At 72.1% G+C, this 18022-nt stretch carries 11 protein-coding genes and 1 tRNA gene; all 12 read right to left on the bottom strand.

All coding sequences use genetic code 11. The features are described 5' to 3' along the window. Positions 1–70 precede the first annotated feature (70 nt). The 12 genes from FJ657_RS15245 to FJ657_RS15185 all read right to left on the bottom strand — a co-directional run bounded on the left by FJ657_RS15245 (position 71) and on the right by FJ657_RS15185 (position 17931). Positions 71–4240: a discoidin domain-containing protein gene (locus FJ657_RS15245; RefSeq protein WP_141164585.1), complete on the bottom strand. Its 4170-nt coding sequence runs from the start codon at positions 4238–4240 to the stop codon at positions 71–73. Positions 4241–4421: 181 nt separating this feature from the next. Further along, positions 4422–5270: an HpcH/HpaI aldolase family protein gene (locus FJ657_RS15240; protein ID WP_141164584.1), complete on the bottom strand. Its 849-nt coding sequence runs from the start codon at positions 5268–5270 to the stop codon at positions 4422–4424. Continuing rightward, a complete protein-coding gene (gene hpaH, locus FJ657_RS15235) occupies positions 5255–6049 on the bottom strand; it encodes a 2-oxo-hept-4-ene-1,7-dioate hydratase (protein ID WP_141164583.1) in 795 nt (264 codons plus the stop codon). Before hpaH ends, FJ657_RS15240 begins: the two co-directional genes overlap by 16 nt. A gap of 1 nt (position 6050) precedes the next feature. After that, entirely contained in the window at positions 6051–7274 is a 1224-nt protein-coding gene (gene hpaD / locus FJ657_RS15230; RefSeq protein ID WP_255447376.1) for a 3,4-dihydroxyphenylacetate 2,3-dioxygenase, read from the bottom strand. A gap of 50 nt (positions 7275–7324) precedes the next feature. Then, positions 7325–8851 carry a 5-carboxymethyl-2-hydroxymuconate semialdehyde dehydrogenase gene (hpaE, locus tag FJ657_RS15225; protein WP_141164582.1) on the bottom strand — a complete coding sequence of 509 codons (1527 nt, stop codon included), beginning with the start codon at positions 8849–8851 and terminating at the stop codon, positions 7325–7327. Positions 8852–8939: 88 nt separating this feature from the next. Next, a complete protein-coding gene (locus tag FJ657_RS15220; RefSeq protein WP_141164581.1) occupies positions 8940–9605 on the bottom strand; it encodes a GntR family transcriptional regulator in 666 nt (221 codons plus the stop codon). Further along, complete coding sequence (locus FJ657_RS15215; RefSeq protein WP_141164580.1) at positions 9602–11221, bottom strand: fumarylacetoacetate hydrolase family protein; 1620 nt, start codon at positions 11219–11221, stop codon at positions 9602–9604. Before FJ657_RS15215 ends, FJ657_RS15220 begins: the two co-directional genes overlap by 4 nt. Before the next feature lie 703 nt (positions 11222–11924). Beyond that, positions 11925–14066: a beta strand repeat-containing protein gene (locus FJ657_RS15210; RefSeq protein ID WP_141164579.1), complete on the bottom strand. Its 2142-nt coding sequence runs from the start codon at positions 14064–14066 to the stop codon at positions 11925–11927. A gap of 113 nt (positions 14067–14179) precedes the next feature. Continuing rightward, positions 14180–15292, bottom strand: a complete 1113-nt coding sequence (locus FJ657_RS15205) for a hypothetical protein (protein WP_141164578.1) — start codon at positions 15290–15292, stop codon at positions 14180–14182. Positions 15293–15583: 291 nt separating this feature from the next. Continuing rightward, positions 15584–16135 carry a CGNR zinc finger domain-containing protein gene (locus tag FJ657_RS15200; protein WP_141164577.1) on the bottom strand — a complete coding sequence of 184 codons (552 nt, stop codon included), beginning with the start codon at positions 16133–16135 and terminating at the stop codon, positions 15584–15586. Positions 16136–16446: 311 nt separating this feature from the next. Next, positions 16447–16535 (bottom strand) — tRNA-Ser (locus tag FJ657_RS15190). A gap of 112 nt (positions 16536–16647) precedes the next feature. Continuing rightward, positions 16648–17931, bottom strand: a complete 1284-nt coding sequence (locus FJ657_RS15185; protein ID WP_255447375.1) for an LCP family protein — start codon at positions 17929–17931, stop codon at positions 16648–16650. Positions 17932–18022: the final 91 nt, after the last annotated feature.

The raw sequence follows: 18022 nt of genomic DNA, 5'->3' as shown, positions 1-18022 counted from the left end.
GTCGGGGGATGCGACGAGCGTCGCACGCGCCGGGCCCGGGCGGGAAGGGCACCCCCTCCCGCCCGGCCGATCACCCGCGCCGCACCCGGGCTCGTCGCCACGACGCCAGCCCGATGCCGACGATCACGAGAGCGAGACCGATCAGACCCGGCAGCGCCGCATTCACACCCGAGTTCGCGAGGGAGCCGCCGCCCGAGTCGTCGCCGACGCCGCCAGATCCTCCCGAATCGCCGGTGCCGCCCGATCCGGCACCCTGACCCGGCTGGCCGCCGCCCGGCTGGCCGGGATCGACGTCCGCGGCGGCCACCGTGATCGCGACGTCGCGCTGCGTCTCGTCGCCCACCCCGTTCTGCGCGCCGATCGTCACAACGAAGTCGCCCGCGGCGGTCGGCGTCCCGCTGATCCGACCGGTGCTCTCGTCGAGTCGCAGGCCGTCTGGCAGCGCGCCCGCCACGAGTCGGAAGGTGGGCGACGGCGTGCCGACCGCGCCCAGCTGGCCGACGAAGGCGTCGCCGACCTTCGCCGAGGGCAGCGCCGTCGACGTCCATGCCGGCGCCTGCGGGATGAGCACCCGCAGTGCGGTCAGGTCGGCGTCACCCTCGCTCCACGACGTCGACAGCGCGACGTAGCGCGCGGTCGCGAGACCGTCGACCGTGCCCGATCGTCGACCGGCCGGCACCGTGCCGATATCGCGGAAGGTGAGTCCGTCGTCGCTGACCGAGATCGTCGCCGCCGGAGCCTCATCGCCGCCCCAGTCCGTGACGACCGCGCCGAACTGACGCATCGCGCCCAGATCGGTCACCATGCGACCGTCGGGGCCGGGGCGCCACGCCGTCGAGGCATCACCGTCGACCGCCAGCGCCGGCGAGGTCATCCCCACCGGAAGCACCGAAGCCGGGAAGGTGAGGGTGCTGAGGGCGAGGTCGGGAACCGGGAACGCCGTCGCGTTCTCGAAGGCGAGGTCCTGCGGTTCGCTGGTCAGCGACACCGCACGGCTCGAGCCGGTCTCGAGGTTCGTCACGACGACCTCGACGGGCGCGGCGGACTGCACTCGCACGCTGCGCGCGTCCGAGACCGATGCGGTCACCGCATTCGCACCGGCGGCGAGCGCCCGAGCCCGCGCGGCGGTCGTCTCGATCGTCGCCCGCGGCGAGAGCACGACGGCAGATCCGGCCGGAACCGAGACCTCGACGGCGCTGCTGGCCGCCCCGACCGTCTGGGTGCCGGCGAACAACGGGATCGCGCCGGCGCCGTGCGGAACCGTGATGACCGCCCGCGCGTCCGACCCCGTGAGGTTGAACACCGAGAGGTAGCCGTCGAGCGCGCTCGCGATCACACCGGCCGTATCGCTCGTCGGCGCCGCGGCGGCCGCTCTGGCGCGGGTCGCGGCCGCGTCGCCCGGGATCATCTCGACCAGCAAGGGGGCGGTCGGGCCGCCGGCGCGGTCAGCGAGGCGCAGCACGTTCTGCTCCGGATTCTCAGTCGAGACGGTGATCGGAGCGTCCGATCCTCGCACGACGAAGCCGGCCTTGCCGTCGACGTCGATCCAGCCGCCGGCGCTGCTCAGCACCTGGTCGCCGGTGTAGCGGAAGTCGGCGGCATCCTGCCACGTCACCCCGTCGAGCGAGGTCTGGATGCGGTACTCCCGTCCCGCCGCCGACTCCCAGCCGAGCTGCACCTGAGCGATGTCCAGCTGCGCGCCGAGATCGACCTGCACCCACGAGTCGGAACGCGAACGCTCCGAGCTCGCGACCGCCCAGCGCGTGCTCGGGCTGCCGTCGGTCACTGCCGATGCGGGCTTGGTGGGGTCGGCGCTCGACGCGGTCGCCGTGCGCTTGGCCGCGACATCCACGCCCTGTGGGGTGAAGGCGCGAAGGTGGTAGAGCGAATAGCCGTAGCTGCTGTCACCGGTGACGCCCTGCATCCGCACATATCGGGTCGTCACCGGCGCCGGGGCGGCGAAACCGGGCGGGGTCAGGTCGACCGTGTCGAGCCGCGCCACGTTGGCGTCGGCGGCCGACTTGCCGTAGGCGGTGCGGGTCGTCCAGGACTGTGCGTCGTCAGACGTCTGGATGAGATAGCGCGATCCGGCACTCGCCTCCCAGGCGAGGCGCACCGCACCGATCCGCTGCGATGAACCGAGGTCGACCTGGATCCATGAGTCGGAGCGGGTCCGGTCCGCGGTCGAGACCGCCCAGCGGCTGTTGGCGTCCTTGTCCGTCACGGTCGAGGCGGTGCGACGGTTGGCGGCGTCTTCGCTCGAGGCACGGGCAGCCGCGCCGGCGGCGAGGTCGACGTTCGACGCCGGATCGTCGCCATAGACGTGGAACGAGTACATCGAGTAGCCGTAGGTGGGGTTGCCCTGCTGTCCGAGCATCCGGACGTAACGAGCCGAGACCGGCGCGATGTCGAGGTCGTCGACCCGAGCCGCCTTCGCGTCGAGCGCATCGGCGGGTCGCTTGACCGGCAGCGACGCGGTCGAGGCGCCCTCCGCCGTCGTGTAGTCGCGCGTTCCATCGAGGCCGGAGTAGCCGCCCATCTTCAGGTTGCGCACGGTCAGGCTGGCATCGTCGGTTCCCCCGCCGCTGGTGGCGTAGATGGCGGAGCCGGTCGGCAGCGTCACCTGGCCGGCCCGATGGTCGGCGAATCCGTACACCGATGCGGTGCCCTCGAATCCGTCGCGGGGCGCTGTGTAGACCTGCGTCGACCGGGCTGCGACCGCGGCCGAGGTCGACGGGGAGAGGAACGGAGTCGCTCCCGAGACGTCGAACAGCCAGGAGTCATGACCGGGAACCCAGGGGAACTTGACGAAGCCGGCATGGCTGGATGCCGCGGCCCAGGCACCCGCGGTCTGCTGGACGGTGAGCCCGGGGACGGAGCCGAAATCGCGCACCCCGGTCAGCCGGGCGAAGAAGTCGGCCTGGGGCGTCGGCACGACGACACCCTCCTTCGACTGCGCCGCGTGCACGTGCAGCAGATAGGAGATGGCGATCTCGGCGCGCGCCTCGGGCTCGTACTTGGGCTCGCCCGAGAACTTCGCCAGCCGGTCGACCGGCGCGTAGGCCTGGTAGTCCTCGAGCGCGGCGGCGAGGTTGGCTTCGGCGCGCACGGCGTCGGGGTCGCGCTGCACCTGACCAAGGAACGCCAGCGGCAGCACGTCGCGCCCGTAGAGGTACTCGCGGTCGGGAACCATCGGCATGAAGGGCTCGCCCTGGTTCGACATCATCATCTTGATCGACTCCCACAGCTCGGCCGAGTTCGGCTGGCGGGTGAGGATCTCGGGCAGCGGCTGGTCGTTGAGCAGGAACTGGATCGCGTTGCGACCGCCGGAGCGCCAGATGTCGGACTGGTAGTGCGGGCCGAACGACCCGTGGTTCTCGACCAGGTAGGTGTCGTGGATGGTGTGCATCGTGTTGCTCGAGATGGGCGCCCCGGCCACGATCGCGGGGTTGTTGCGGTCGGCGGTGGGCTGGCCGGCGGCGTTGCGGCCGTAGGTCGCGAGCTGCTCGGCCCATCGGCCGGCATCCGCGTCGTCGGGCGCCCAGGCGAGTCCGGGCGCCAGCGCCTGCGTGTAGACGCCGGTCTCCTCCTGTGCCGTGTCGCCGAGGTACTTGCCCGTCGGCCAGTCGGTCGTCCAGCTGCCGGAGCGCGGGTCGTCGCCGTACTCGAGGTCAGCGGTGTACCGCGACTGACCGACCGCGATGGTGCGGAGGTTCTGCTGTGTGGTCGCGTCGAGCTGGTCCCAGAGCAGGCGCCCGGCATCGAGGAAATACGACTGGAAGGTCGAGTCCCAGAAGAGCTGCTTGCCCCAGGTGCCCTTGGCGTCGACGAAGCGGTTCACGGCGGCGTAGTGCTTGATCGTCGCCAGCGTCTTGCTGCGCAGTGTCTCCTTCGGTACGCCGGTCACGGTCGCGTCGTAGTCGCCGTGCGTGAGCAGCACCGCGTTGCCGAGCACGACGGCGAAGTTGAAGTCCTTGAGCTGATAGACGCCCGCCGTCGAATCCCAGACGGTCTCGGTCCAGCGCGTGTGGCGCAGAAGCGCGCCGTAGTAGTCGGCGGCGATGTCGTCCGGGGCGCCGTAGCGGGCACCTGTCGGCGCAGCCTCGGCGCTCGGGGCGGCGCTGAGCCCGAGGAGCGAGCCGGCGAGGCCGATGGCGAGGACGCCCGCCAGAAGGCGGCTGAGGCGTCGTGAGCGAGCCGGAGACGAGATCGTCGCGGTCATCGAGTCGTGAGGGCGCACGGCAGGTCCTCTTCCAGAGCGGGCGGGCTGAGCGCTGCGGGACGGGCCACTATGACAGCGCTGTCATCTGGGCGAGACTAGCTCATCGCGCGCGCGATGCCAACCCCGGACCGCCGCCGAGCAGCCGATGTGTCCGCAGAGCGCGTGAGAACGTGACCGAGGCGGCGACCCGTCCGGGCGGTCAGTACGAGGCGCGGGAGGCGTCGCCGCCGGCGGGCGCCCAGCGCGCGGCGAGCGCCTCGGAGGCGCGGGCGAGCAGCGCCGTGTCGGCGCCGACGAGCACGAAGCTGGCGCCCGCATCCATGTAGTCCTGCGCCTGCTCGGGCACGAAGGCGTTCACGCCGACCGGCTTGCCGGCCGCGCGCACGGCGTCGAAGGTGCGCGTCACGGCGGCGACGACATCCGGATGCGTCTGCTGGCCGAGCACGCCGAGCGACGCGGCGAGATCGCTGGGTCCGACGAAGACGCCGTCCACGCCGTCGACCGCGGCGATCTCGGCCGCCGCCTCCACACCCGCCGCGGTCTCGATCTGCACGAACAGCGACACGTGCTCGTCGCCGTTCTGCAGGTAGTCGTCGACGCGGTTCCAGCGGGCCGAGCGGGCGAGCGCGCTGCCGACGCCGCGGATGCCGCGCGGCGGGTAGCGCACGGCCGCGACGGCCTGCGCGGCCTCGGCCGCCGACGACACCATCGGCACGAGCACGTTCTGCGCGCCGAGGTCGAGCACCTGCTTGATCACGACAGCATCCAGCGACGGCACACGCACGACCGGGGTGATCGGGTAGGCGCTGACCGCGTGCAGCTGCGCCACGACCGACTCGAGCCCGTTGGGCGAATGCTCCATGTCGATGAGCGTCCAGTCGAGACCGGATCCGGCGCAGATCTCCGCCACGAGCGGGCTGCCCGAGCACACCCAGATGCCGGCGAGCGCGCGACCGGTCGAGTTGCCAGCAGAGTCCGAGCCCGAGCCCGCGGCCGACGCCAGCCGCTCGCGGAAGGTCGCGGGAAGCGAGGTCACAGGAAGCGGCATGAGATCGTCCCCAGGGGTCCGTAGTCGGCGAGCACGCTGTCGCCGCGCGAGATCCACACGGGCCGGGTGAACGATCCGGCCAGGATGATCTCGCCCGCCTCGAGGCGCGCTCCGTGCTGGTGCAGCTTGTTCGCGAGCCACGCTACGCCCGAGGCCGGATGCCCGAGCACGCCCGCGGCGACGCCGGTCTCCTCGATCGTCTCGTTGCGGAACAGCAGCGCCGAGACCCAGCGCAGGTCGACCGCATCCGGAGCGACCGGAGCTCCGCCGAGCACGAGCCCGCCGTAGGCCGCGTTGTCGCTGATCGTGTCGACGATCGTGCGCCCCTCGAGCTCGATGTGCGAGTTGAGCACCTCGAGCGCCGGGGTCACGTACTCGGTCGCGCGCAGCACGTCGAACAGCGTCACATCGGGACCTTCGAGCGGCGCCTTCAGCACGAAGGCCAGCTCGACCTCGATGCGCACGTTCGAGAAGTCGTCGAAGGGGATGACGGACCCGCTCTGCCAGACCGTGTCGTCGAACATGACGCCGTAGTCGGGCTCGGTGATGCCGGTCGCGGCCTGCATCGCCTTCGAGGTGAGGCCGATCTTGCGTCCGACGAGGCGGCGTCCGGCGGCGAGGCGTCCGTCGCGCCAGGCGCCCTGGATCGCGTAGGCGTCGTCGATCGTCGCCTCGGGCCAGCGGGCCGTGATGCGCGGGATGAGCGTGTGGTCGCGCTCGGCGGCGGCCAGCTCGTCGGCGATCTGCGCGAGCGTCTCGGGGTTCAGCGCGCCGGCCATGTCAGAGCTGGTTCCCGAGCTTGAACTCCTGGGGCGCAGGCGGAGCTTCGGGAGCGGAGCCCGAGCCCGACACAGCCGCCCCCTCCCCCTGCTTCCACGCCGGCAGCGCATCCTTCTCGTCGCCGGCCCGCGTGTACGAGAAGCCGTCGGCGCCGATCGTGACCGCCATCTCCGAGCTGTCCGAGCGGGCGATGACCGGCTGCGGGTTCCCGTCGAGGTCGAGCACGAGCGAGCCGTCGGTGTACCAGCTCGGCACGACCGGGTTGCCCCACCAGTCGCGGCGCTGGTTGTCGTGCACATCCCAGGTGACGACCGGGTTGTCGGGGTCGCCCGTGTAGTAGTCCTGCGTGTAGACCTCGACGCGGTGCCCGTCGGGGTCGCGCAGGTAGAGGTAGAACGCGTTCGAGACGCCATGTCGGCCGGGGCCGCGCTCGATCGCGTCCGAGCGGCGCAGGGCGCCGAGCTTGTCGCAGATGGCGAGGATGTTGTGCTTCTCGTGCGTCGCGAAGCAGACGTGGTGCATGCGCGGGCCGTCGCCGCCGGTCATGGCGGTGTCGTGCACGGTGGGCTTGCGCCGCATCCACGCCGCGTAGACGACGCCCTCGCCGTCTTGGATGTCCTCCGTCACGCGGAAGCCGAGGCTCTGCATGAAGCCGACCGCGCGCGGCACATCCGGCGTGATCTGGTTGAAGTGGTCGAGGCGCACGAGCTCGCCGGGGATCTGCAGGTCGTAGCGCCACGACAGGCGCTCGACGTGCTCGGTGCCGTAGAAGAACTCGTAGGGGAAGCCGAGCGGGTCGGTCACGCGCACCGAGTCGCCGATGCCCTTCGTGAAGCCGCCCTCGCGGCGCTCGACCCGGCATCCCAGCTCGGTGTAGAAGGCGACGGCGCGGTCGAGATCCTCGGCGCTGCGCACCCGGTACGAGAACGCGGCGACCGCGGCGACGGGGCCGAGGCGCAGCACCAGGTTGTGGTGGATGAACTCCTCGGTCGAGCGCAGGTAGATCGCCTGGTCGTCTTCTTCGGTGACGTGCAGGCCGAGGATGTCGACGTAGAACTCGCGCGAGGCGGCCAGGTCGGTGACGACGAGCTCCATGTACGCGCAGCGCAGGATGTCGGGCGCCGGCGCGGTGGGGATCGCGATCGGGTTGTCGGAGTGGATGGGCGCCTCCTGGCTGACGTAGAAGCCGGAGGAGGTGAGGGTCTTGCCCGCGTGGTTGCTCATCGGTGAGTCCTTGGGTCGGGGTGGTTCGAGGTGGGAGGCGGAATGCGCGCTCAGTGCGCCGCGGCGCCCTGCTTGCCGAAGGTGGGGTTGTGCACCGCGCCGAGCGTGATGTGCACGGCCTGCTGGTCGGTGTAGAAGTCGATCGAGCGGTAGCCGCCCTCGTGCCCGAGGCCGGAGGCCTTGACGCCGCCGAAGGGGGTGCGCAGGTCGCGCACGTTGTTCGAGTTCAGCCAGACCATGCCGGCCTCGACGGCCTGCGAGAAGTTGTGCGCCCGCTTGAGGTCATTGGTCCAGATGTAGGCGGCGAGGCCGTACTTGACGCCGTTCGCGAGCTCGAGCGCCTCCTCCTCGGTGTCGAAGGGGGTGATCGCGACGACCGGGCCGAAGATCTCCTCCTGGAAGATGCGCGCGTCGGGCGCGACGTCGGCGAAGACGGTCGGCTCGACGTAGTTGCCGGTCTCGAAGCCGGCCGGGCGTCCGCCGCCGGCGACGAGGCGGCCCTCGGTCTTGCCGATCTCGATGTAGCTGACGACCTTGTCGTAGTGCTCGGGGTGCACGAGCGCGCCGACCTCGGTCGTCGGGTCCTGCGGGTGGCCGACCTTCACGCGCTTCGCCTGCGCGGCGTAGCGCTCGACGAACTCGTCGTAGACGGGACGCTCGACGAGGATGCGCGATCCGGCCGTGCAGCGTTCGCCGTTGAGCGAGAAGACGCCGAAGATGGTCGCGTCAATCGCCGCGTCGAGGTCGGCATCGGCGAAGACGACGGCGGGGCTCTTGCCGCCGAGCTCCATCGAGAGGCCCTTGAGGAACGGGGCGGCGTTGCCGAAGATCAGCTGCCCGGTGCTCGACTCGCCCGTGAACGAGATGAGCGGCACGTCGGGGTGCTTGACGAGGGCGTCGCCCGCATCCTCGCCGAGGCCGTTGACGAGGTTGAAGACGCCCTGCGGCAGGCCCGCCTCCTCGAAGATGCCGGCCCAGAGGGATGCCGAGAGCGGCGTGAACTCGGCCGGCTTCAGCACGACGGTGTTGCCGGTGGCGAGCGCCGGGGCGAGCTTCCACGACTCGAGCATGAAGGGCGTGTTCCACGGCGTGATGAGCCCGGCGACGCCGATCGGCTTGCGGTTGACGTAGTTGATCTGGCGGCCGGGAACCTTGTAGGTGTCGTCGGCCTGGGCGACGATCAGGTCGGCGAAGAAGCGGAAGTTCTCGGCCGCGCGACGGGCCTGGCCGAGCGCCTGGGTGATCGGCAGTCCTGAGTCGTAGCTCTCCAGCTCGGCGAGGCGAGCATCCCGCGACTCGACGAGGTCGGCGATGCGGTGCAGCACCTTCGCGCGCTCGCGGGGCAGCATCTTCGGCCACGGCCCCTCGGCGAAGGCGCGGCGCGCGGCGGCGACCGCGAGATCGATATCGGCCTTCTTGCCGGCAGCGGCCTGCAGGTAGGTCTCGTTCGAGACCGGGTCGAGCACGTCGAAGGTGTCGCCGTCGACGCTGTCGACGAACGCTCCGTCGATGTAGTGCTGGATGCGCGTCGGCAGGTCGGCGGGAACGTGCACGAAGGTCGTGGCGGTGTCGGTCATGGTCATCTCCAGAGTGAGCGTGACGGGTCGGTGCGACAGGTCAGTGCGTCGGGGTCGGCAGGCGGCGAGCGGGGCGTCCGCCGCGGGATCAGTGCGCGGCCTGGCGGGCCGCGAGGTAGGCGTCGAGGGTCTTCCAGCGGTGGTTGCGCGCGGCGAGCTCGATCTCGAGCGCATCCGCCCCCTGCCGGATGAGGTCGAGGATCACCTCGTGCTCCTCGACGGAGTGCTGCGCGCGACCGGGCACGAAGGCGAAGGTCGAGTCGCGGATGCCCGACAGCCGCGACCAGCCGCGATGCACGAGGTCGAGGATGTGCGGGTTCGGGCAGGGCTCGAACAGCACCGAGTGGAACTGCTGGTTGAGCACGGTGAAGCTGTGCGCGTCGAAGTGGTCGAGCAGGTGCCGCATGCGGTCGTTGACCTCGGCCGCGCGATCGAGATCGGCGCTTGTCAGGCTCGGCGCGGAGAGCGAGGTCGCGGCGCCCTCGACGAGCCCGAGCGTCTGCATCGTGTGCACGTACTCGCTCTCGTCGACGACCGCGACGCGCGCGCCGACGTTGCGCTCGAAGGTCACGAGGCCCTCGGCCTCGAGCCGGCGGATCGCCTCGCGCACGGGCACGACGCTCATGCCGAGCTCATCGGCGATCGGCGCGAGCACGAGCCGGTAACCCGGGCCGTACTCGTGGCGGGAGATGCGTTCGTGCAGCCAGCGGTAGGCGGTCTCCGACTTGCCGACCTCGGCGGGGGCTGCGCTCATCGGGAGGCTCCGTTCTTGTGACCGGCGGGGGTCTGCTGTTCGGCGTCGTACTTCGCGCGCCAGGCGGCGTTCATCGGGAAGAGGCCCTCGATGGGATGCCCCTCCGCGACGCGCGCCGCGATCCAGGCGTCCTCGTCCTCCTGGGCGAGGGCCGCATCCACGACCTCCTCGACGAGGGAGGGAGGAATGACGATCACGCCGTCCGCGTCGCCGACGATCACGTCGCCGGGCTGCACGGTGGTGCCGCCGACGCCGATCGTGACATCGACATCCCATGGCACGTGCTTGCGGCCGAGCACGGCGGGATGCGCGCCGCGCGTGTAGACGGGGATGCCGACGGCCGTGACGGCGTCGACGTCGCGCACGCCGCCGTCGGTCACGATGCCGGCGGCGCCGCGGGCGTGGGCGCGGATCGCGAGGATGTCGCCGAGCGTGCCCGAACCGGCCTCGCCGCGAGCCTCGATCACGATGACCTCGCCCGCGCCGACGGCGTCGAAGGCGCGCTTCTGCGCGTTCTGGCCGCCGCCGTGGCTGGCGAAGAGGTCTTCGCGATTCGGCACGAAGCGCAGCGTCGTCGCGACGCCGACGAGCTTCGCGCCGGGGTGCAGCGGGCGCACGCCGTCGATTGTGACGTTGTTCAGGCCGCGCTTGCGCAGCTGGCCCGACAGGGCCGCGACCGGGGTGCGCTCGAGGCGCTCGCGCAGGCTCGGGTCGAGGGACGGGCGGGCGGCGGATGCGGCGCTCGCCCCGGCGCCCGCCGTCGCGGCGGCCGGCTGCTCGGCCGGCAGCCCCGCCGCCTCCCGCGAGCCCCAGGCTTCGGCGCGCTGCGTGTCGTCGACCGCGGGAAGCGAGCCGAGGCTCGCGTCGAACTCGTGCGCTCCGGCGACGACCCGGGTGACCAGCCGGCCGCTTCTCGGGGCGCCGGGCGCGGTCGGCGCATCCACCTCGACCTCGACCGTCTGGCCGGGCGCGACGACCGACGAGCCAGCGGGGGTGCCGGTGAGGATGACGTCGCCGACCTCGAGGGTGAGGTGCTGCGACAGGTCGGCCACGATCTGCGCGAGCGGGAACAGCAGGTCGCGCGTCGTGTCGTCTTGGGCGAGCTCGCCGTCGACCCAGGTGCGCACGCGCAGCGCGTCGGGGTCGACCACGCGGGCATCGAGGAGATCGGGGCCGATCGGGGTGAAGCCGTCGCGCCCCTTCGAGCGCACGTTCGAGCCCTTGTCGTTCGCACGCAGGTCGTAGACGCCGAAGTCGTTCGAGGCCGTGACCCAGCCGACGTGGTCCCAGGCTTCGGCGGCGGTGACATCGCGCGCTGTGGTTCCGATGACAAGGGCGACCTCGCCCTCGAAGGCGAGCAGCTCGGTGCCGGCGGGCCGCTCGATGTCGCTGCCGGAGGCGGCGACCGAGCTCGACGGCTTGAGGAAGTAGGAGGGATCCGCGGGACGTCGACCGCGCTGGTCGGCCCGCGAGGGGTAGCTGAGGTGGACGGCGATGATCTTTCCGGGCCGCTGCGGCAGACTGGCGAAGCGGGGATCGATCGCGTCGGCGGAGGTCGCACGGGCAGCGGCCGCGCCGCCGCTGTCGCCGGCTGTCTGATCTGGCGTCGCCGTCATCCCGGAGCCCCTTCGCTCGATTTCGTATTACAGATCGTATACGAAGTGCTCGAGTGGCGCACCCGTTCTCCCGTGCGGAGCGGAAGGATCGCGCGCGACGACGAGCGCCGCGCGCGCAGCGACAAGCGCCCGCTGCCCCGGTGCCCAGCGCCGCAGTGCAGTGACGCCGGTGCCGGCACGCCGATCGGCCGAGCCGACCGACGCGCCCCCGCGCATCCGGTCGACCCGGCCGATCCCGATCTGCGGGAGGGGTTCCGGCCGACGCGCCGCGAATGCCCTCTTCGCGTGCGGCGCGCCGGGTGGTAACCCCTCCCGCAGATCCTCTTCGTGCGCTCCCCCGAGCGCGGGCGGCGCTGCATCCGCTCCCCCGAGCGGATCTGCGGAGCCGACGGATGCACTCCCCCGAGTGCGTGGGATCCGGTTGACTCGCACTCCCCCGAGCGCTCGTCGTGGTTCCGAGTGCGCCGCCGGACTCACGGGCCGATCGTCGACCCGCTCCGTGATGCCCGGCGGCGCTCCCCCGAAGCCGCGGCTGGAGTCCCCTCAGATCCGTCGCCGCGGCCGACCCGACCGCTCCCAGGCGGTCGGGCGAGCAACCACGTCACGGGCGAGTGCGGCCCGCGACGTGGTGTGTCTGCGGTGAGGGATGCCGGCCGGCCGCGGGGTGCGACCCCGTGCGCGGCCGGCGCGGCATCCGCTCGGATCAGGCGCTGCGGCGGCGGGCGACGCCCACCATCAGCAGGATCACTCCGAGACCGAGCAGCAGGGCAACCGCGGTCAGGGCGATCTCGGCGCCGCCGACGCCGGTCGAGGCGAGCTGACGCACGCCGTCGGCCTGGGCGACGATGCCGGTGCCGGCACCGGATCCGTCGTTGCCGCTCCCGTCGCCACTGGCGCCATCACCGGGGACGGTCGGGGTACCCGGGTCGACCGGGTCCGTCGGATCGGTGGGGTCCGTCGGGTCCCCTCCCTCGATCACCGAGGTGCCGGTGTCCTCCGTGGTGGAGTCGCCGACGACCGAGACGGCGTTGCCGCCGATCAGGATGGGGAAGCGCAGGATCGGGGCGATCTGCGTGCCCCCGGCGATCCCGCCGCTGCCGTCGGTGGTCGCACCGCCGGTGCTGCCGTCACCGGCGGGGATGCCGCCGGTCACGTCCGAGCCGGTCGAGGTGCTGTCGCCGACGACGCTGATCGCGTTGCCGCTCGCGGTGATCGGCAGGCCGACCTCCGGCACGACCTGCGTGCCCGAGGCGGTTCCGTCCGAGCCCGAGGTGGTCGGGCCGCCGGCGGTGCCGGTGCCCTCGCCCGCGGTGCCGGTGGTGCCGGATCCGGTCGTGTTCGTCACCGACGAGTCGCTCGTGGCGCTGTCGCCGAGAACGCTGATCGCGTTGCCGCCGACCGTCACGGGAACCGCGACGTCGCCGAGGACCTGGGTGCCCGAGAGCACTCCGTCGCCGCCTGAGGTGGATGCGCCGGCGCCGGCCGTCGTGCCGGTTCCGTCGGTCGCGCCCGAGCCGGAGCCCGTGCTGACCGCGGTGGCCGAGTCGGTCGCCGTGCTGTCACCCAGCACGCTGATGGCGTTGCCGCCGAGCGTCACCGGAGCGCCCACGTTGGGCGCGACCTGGGTTCCGCCGGCGATGCCGTCCGAGCCCGAGGTGGTCGGGGCGGCCGTGGAGCCGCCCGTTCCCGACCCGGTCGCGCCGGTCGTGGAGCCGACCGTCGAACCGCTCGTGGCGCTGTCACCGAGCACGCTGATCGCGTTGCCGCCGAGCGTCACGGGAGCCGCGACGTCACCGGCGACCTGCGTGCCGGAGAGGATGCCGTCGTCACCCGAGGTGATGACCGGACCGGCGGTGCCCGTCGTGTCACCCGCATCCGAGCCCGACCCGGCGCCGACCGCAGTCGACGAGTCGATCGCGGTGCTGTCGCCGAGCAGGCTGATCGCGTTGCCGCCGAGTGTCACCGGAGCGGCGACGTCCGGAACGACCCGCGTGCCGCCCGCGATGCCGTCCACACCCGAAGTGGACGGAGCCGCGGCGCTGGAGCCCGATCCGCCGGTCGTGGAGCCGACCGTCGAACCGCTCGTGGCGCTGTCGCCCAGCAGGCTGATCGCGTTGCCCGCGACCGTGACCGGGGCGCCCACGTTCGGCACGATCTGCGTGCCGCCGAGGATGCCGTCGGAGCCCGAGGTCGTCGCGCCGGAGCCCGTCGTCGCGGCGTCACCCGCGGTGCCGTCGGCGCTGTCGGAGTCGGCCGGGTCGGTCGCGGCGCCGGTCGTCGCTCCCGACGATCCGGTGTCACCGAGCACGCTGATCGCGTTGCCCGAGACGGTGATCGGCACGTTCAGCCCGATCAGCGCCTGCGTACCCGAGGCGGTGCCGTCGCTGCCGTCCGTGCTGGCGGCGGCGGGTGCCGGGGCGGGCGCGGCCGACGTGGTCGACCCGCTCGACGCGGAGTCGCCGACGACGCTGATGCTGTTGCCCGACACGGTGATCGGCACGCCCGCGTTCACGAGGGCCTGCGATCCGCCGAGCAGCGAGTCGCTGCCGGAGGTGACCGGAGCGGCGGGCGCTGCAGGCGTCGCGGGTGCGGCGGGCGCAGCCGGAGTCGGGGCGGCGGGTGCGGTTGTGGATCCGGTCGACGACGAGTCGCCGAGCACGGAGAGCGAGACACCCGACAGGTCGATCGGCAGATCGATGTCGATCAGGGCCTGCGTTCCGCCGGCGACACTGCCCGTGCCGTCGGTGGAGGGCTGTTCCGCGGCGTTCGCGACGCCGCAGCCGAGGGCCATCAGGCCGCCGGTGAAGAGGACTCCCATGAGTCCTCTGGAGACGATTCTGTTCATCAGAGGGAACTCCTTGCCTAGCCGGAACCGCATCCCAGATGAGCGGTTCCGTGCGTGACTGATTGAGGGGACGCGTGCCGCGAGGTGGGACGTGGCGCGGCTGCCGTCCGGCGTCAGTCGGGCGAGGAGTCGGTGTCGAAGTTCGGCGTCGACGGGAGGTCGTCGTCGTCGAGGTAGCGGGCGCCGAGGTCGAGGAGGACCAGGTGCGCCGAGGCGGCGACGTCGGCGAGCGTGGCGGCGGAGGCGCCGCCGACTGCCGAAGTGGTCGCGCCGCCCGAGCCGCCGGGGAGGGCGGCGGGCGAGCCGTGGATGACGAGGCCGGCCGGGTCGAGCAGCGGAGCTTCGGCCGAGCCGGATCCGGCTGCCGTCGTGCCGGCCGGGGCGAGCTTCAGGTGGAGCGCGGCGTCGGCGGAGGCGGCGGTCGTGTCCGCCGCCGGGGTCGGGGTGACCGGCTCGGCCGGGACGCTCGTGCCGCCGGCGCCCGGGATTCCGGGCGCGGTCGGCAGGGTGACGCCACCGCCGCCCACGTCGCGGACGACGTCGGCGACCGGCGAGAGCACGGGCGCGACGAGGGTTCCGACGTCGGCGGTGACCCCGTCGACGAGGCCCGTGACGGGCGTCGTCAGCGAGCTGACCGGGGCGCATCCGAGCAGGCCCTGCACGGTGCCGCCGAGCAGCGGCAGCCTCGTCAGCGTGGAGTCGAGAGCCCCGGCGAGCGGGCCGACGAGGAGGCTCGTGAGGTGGCTCGAGAGCAGGGCCGGAACGCCGTCGACGAGGTCGGCGACGGGGGTCGTGATCGGCGCGAGCGCCGGGATGCCGGAGGCCGCGGCGAGGGCCTGATCGGCGGCCGCGGCGCCCTGCCCGGAGAGAGCGGATGCCGCGCCGAGCGCGGTCGTCGCGGGGCCGTTCTGGGCCGGGATCACGGGCGTCGAAGCCGGTGCGCCGGGCGATGCGGGCGCGGCCGGAGCGGCGGGCGCAGCCGGTGCCGCGGGAACCGCGGGGGTGACCGGCGCCGGGGCCGCGGGGGCCGGTGCGGGCGAGGTCGGGGTGAGTGCGCCGACGACCGTGTGCAGCGTCTGCCCGACGGGCTCGACGACCGCGTTCAGAAGACCGCCGACGGCACCGAGCAGCCCCGGCGACGAGGATGTCGCGGGAGCGGCCGGCGCGGCGGGCGGAGGGGCCGGAACGGCCTCATCCGCGTGGGCTGTCGTGGAGCTCAGCATCACGCCAAGCACGGCTCCGGCGATGGCCAGGAGGGCAAGAAGAAGCGTGCGGAGGACCCCCTGCGGGGCCCCCGTGCTACGCAGCGCTGGTGAGGCGCATCCCTGATCCACGGTCATCCACCCCCCTGGCGATCAAACCGTTTGAGCGGAAATGTACGCCCGCCCTCACCCCCTGTCCAGGGGTGGCGGAAACTTCTTCAGGAACGACGGAGGATCGCTCGGCAAGCGGAACGGAGCGGGCGCGATCGATCACATCCGGCGGATGACTCGCTCCCAAGCGGGCAGGAACGGGCGTCAGCCAGCGGCTCCGCGGAGTGCGGTGCGCGCCCGATGACGGCGCACCGCGGCGCGGTTCGCGCACCGCACGGAGCAGTAGCGCTGGCGGCCGTTGCGGGTGACGTCGACGACCACGTTGCGGCAGTCATCGCCGGGGTCGTTGCCGGCCGCGCACCGCCCGAGCCGGTGCATGCCGCGGGTCGTGAGGTGCAGGGCGGTGCCGACCGCGATGACGGCGCCGAGCACGTGCGAGAGCGACTGGTCGAGGTCGCGGTAGTGCAGGTGCCAGCCCTCGCCGTCGTGATCGGTGAGGCGGGGGTAGGCGGCGAGCGCGGCCATCTGCGCGTTCAGCTCGGCGGCGCGATCGGATTCGCCCGGCGCATCCACGACCCGCAGCCAGTCGTCGATCATCCGGCGGGTGCGCGCATGCTCGGTCGCGGCGATGCGGAACGACATCGTCATGCCGAAGTCGCGCGTGCGCCGCTCGATGCCGGCGACGTCGTCGGGCCAGTCGTCGGCGAGGGATGCGGCGAGCAGCACCGCGTACTCGCCGTAAGGGTTGAGATGCATAAGACCATGACAGCACGATTGCAGCATGAGCACCACCGCGACCTCAGCCGACGCCCGACCGACGGAGACCTCGTCCGCGCCCGGCGATCCGCGCTCGGCCCGCCCTCACGAGCACGGCTGGATCACGGACTCGATCCACCGGACGAGCGAGGGGACAGTGGCCTACGTGCGCTGCGCCTCCTGCGGCGCCCACCGGGTCGACCTGCTGCAGACGGAGAGCGTCCATCCGGCGGCGCTGTCGCTCCCGACTCGAGCAACTCGCCGGTGAACGACGAAACCCCCTGCTCAGCAGGGGGTTTCGATGATCTGTGCGGAGACGGCGGGATTTGAACCCGCGGTCCCCTTGCGGGGACTCCACCTTAGCAGGGTGGTGCACTCGACCGGACTATGCGACGTCTCCTGGCGAATCGCCTCGGCCATCATAACCGTACGACGGGGCCGGAACTGAACGCCCGCATCCGGGCGTCGCCGCCGACGCCGCCGCCGGGGCGCCGGGGACGCGCCGCAGACGGTCAGTTGTTGGCGTGGCTGCAGGTCTGCTGCGCCGCCGACTGGCCCTTGATGCCGGTGAGGATCGCGGGTCCGTCGGAGGCGCCGTCGCTCGGCGCACCCGAGGCGGGCGCCGAGGGGTCGGTCGACGGCGGCGTCGTGGCACCCGGGGTGTCGGGGTCGGCGACCGAGCCGTCGAAGCCGGTGTCGAGCGAGTCGGCGTCGAGCTGCACCGGACGATCGGCCTTGAGGGCGTCGAACAGCAGCTTCGCCTGGTACTTGTTCGGCCGCACCTTGTTCTTGTAGATGCCGTCGCCGCCCGTGTCGCCGGGGTACTGGATGAAGTTGATGCGGTCGAGCGGGATGTTGCGCATGGCCTTCGCGATCGACACCATCGTGTCGAGCTGCGCGAGCGAGGTCGAGAGCTTCATGTGCTCGGACGCGCCCTCAGCGATCTGATACAGCTTGCCGAGGTCGCTCAGAGTTCCTTCGCTGGTGAGCTTGCGAGCGAGACCGGACATGAACACCTGCTGCGAGCTGATGCGGCCCAGGTCGCTGCCGTCGCCGACGCCGTGCCGGCTGCGCACGAACTGCTGCGCCTGCACACCCTGGATCGTGTACTTGCCGGCCGCCGGGAAGGTGAGCCCGGTGAACTTGTCGTGCACCGGCCCGTCGACGCAGACCTCGACGCCGCCGACGATATTCGACATGTCGATGACGCCCTGGAAGGTGATGACCGCCGCGAATGGGATCTCGAGCCCGGTCAGGTCGGAGACGGTGTCGGTGACGCACTTGAGGCCGCCGTAGTAATAGGCCTCGTTGAGCGGCCGGCCCGACATGGCCGAGCTCTTGGACTTGCCGTCCTCCGACGTGCACGAGGGGATCGGCACGACCAGGTCGCGCGGAAGGCTGACCGCGGTCGCCGAGGTGTGGTCGGCCGACACGTGCAGCAGGATGTTGACGTCGTTGAGGGTGCCGTCGCGCTTGCCGTAGACGTTGCCCTGCGAGGGGTCGTTGTCGACGCCGACGAGCATGATGTTGAACCCGCCCTTGAAGTCGCCGATCTGCGGCAGTTTCTCGCCCTTCTCGCCGATGTCGACGGCGTTGGCGGTGACGTTGCTCTGGATGCGCCAGAACGCGATCGCGGCGAGCGAGACGCCCGCGACCATGACGACCGCGAGCGAGATCGCGGTGAAGGCGGCGATGCTCCTGCCGAGGCGGGAGCGGCGGAGCCGGCCGTGGTTCATGGCCGTCGCGGGCGCGTCGGAGGCGGAGCCGGTGCTCCGGTCGCGGCGGGACTCGCTCATGGCGATGGTCCTCTCAGTCGGTCGGCTGGGGCGGTGAGCTGGTGGGTGCGTGCGGCGGATGCGGTGATCGAGCATCCGGATTCCGCGGCGG

Origin of the sequence: Schumannella soli, assembly GCF_006517435.1 — a bacterium.
Taxonomy (GTDB): Bacteria; Actinomycetota; Actinomycetes; order Actinomycetales; family Microbacteriaceae; genus Schumannella; species Schumannella soli.
The sequence above is the reverse complement of the archived record's forward strand: the minus strand, read 5'-3'. Positions and strand labels throughout refer to the sequence as shown.

Excerpts from the sequence above, each read along its gene's own strand:
- FJ657_RS15240 (WP_141164584.1), bottom strand. The coding sequence starts at position 5,270 with ATGCCGCTTCCTGTGACCTCGCTTCCCGCGACCTTCCGCGAGCGGCTG.
- FJ657_RS15200 (WP_141164577.1), bottom strand. The coding sequence starts at position 16,135 with ATGCATCTCAACCCTTACGGCGAGTACGCGGTGCTGCTCGCCGCATCC.
- FJ657_RS15185 (WP_255447375.1), bottom strand. The coding sequence starts at position 17,931 with ATGAGCGAGTCCCGCCGCGACCGGAGCACCGGCTCCGCCTCCGACGCG.
- FJ657_RS15210 (WP_141164579.1), bottom strand. The coding sequence starts at position 14,066 with ATGAACAGAATCGTCTCCAGAGGACTCATGGGAGTCCTCTTCACCGGC.
- hpaD (WP_255447376.1), bottom strand. The coding sequence starts at position 7,274 with ATGAGCAACCACGCGGGCAAGACCCTCACCTCCTCCGGCTTCTACGTC.
- FJ657_RS15215 (WP_141164580.1), bottom strand. The coding sequence starts at position 11,221 with ATGACGGCGACGCCAGATCAGACAGCCGGCGACAGCGGCGGCGCGGCC.
- FJ657_RS15220 (WP_141164581.1), bottom strand. The coding sequence starts at position 9,605 with ATGAGCGCAGCCCCCGCCGAGGTCGGCAAGTCGGAGACCGCCTACCGC.
- hpaE (WP_141164582.1), bottom strand. The coding sequence starts at position 8,851 with ATGACCGACACCGCCACGACCTTCGTGCACGTTCCCGCCGACCTGCCG.
- hpaH (WP_141164583.1), bottom strand. The coding sequence starts at position 6,049 with ATGGCCGGCGCGCTGAACCCCGAGACGCTCGCGCAGATCGCCGACGAG.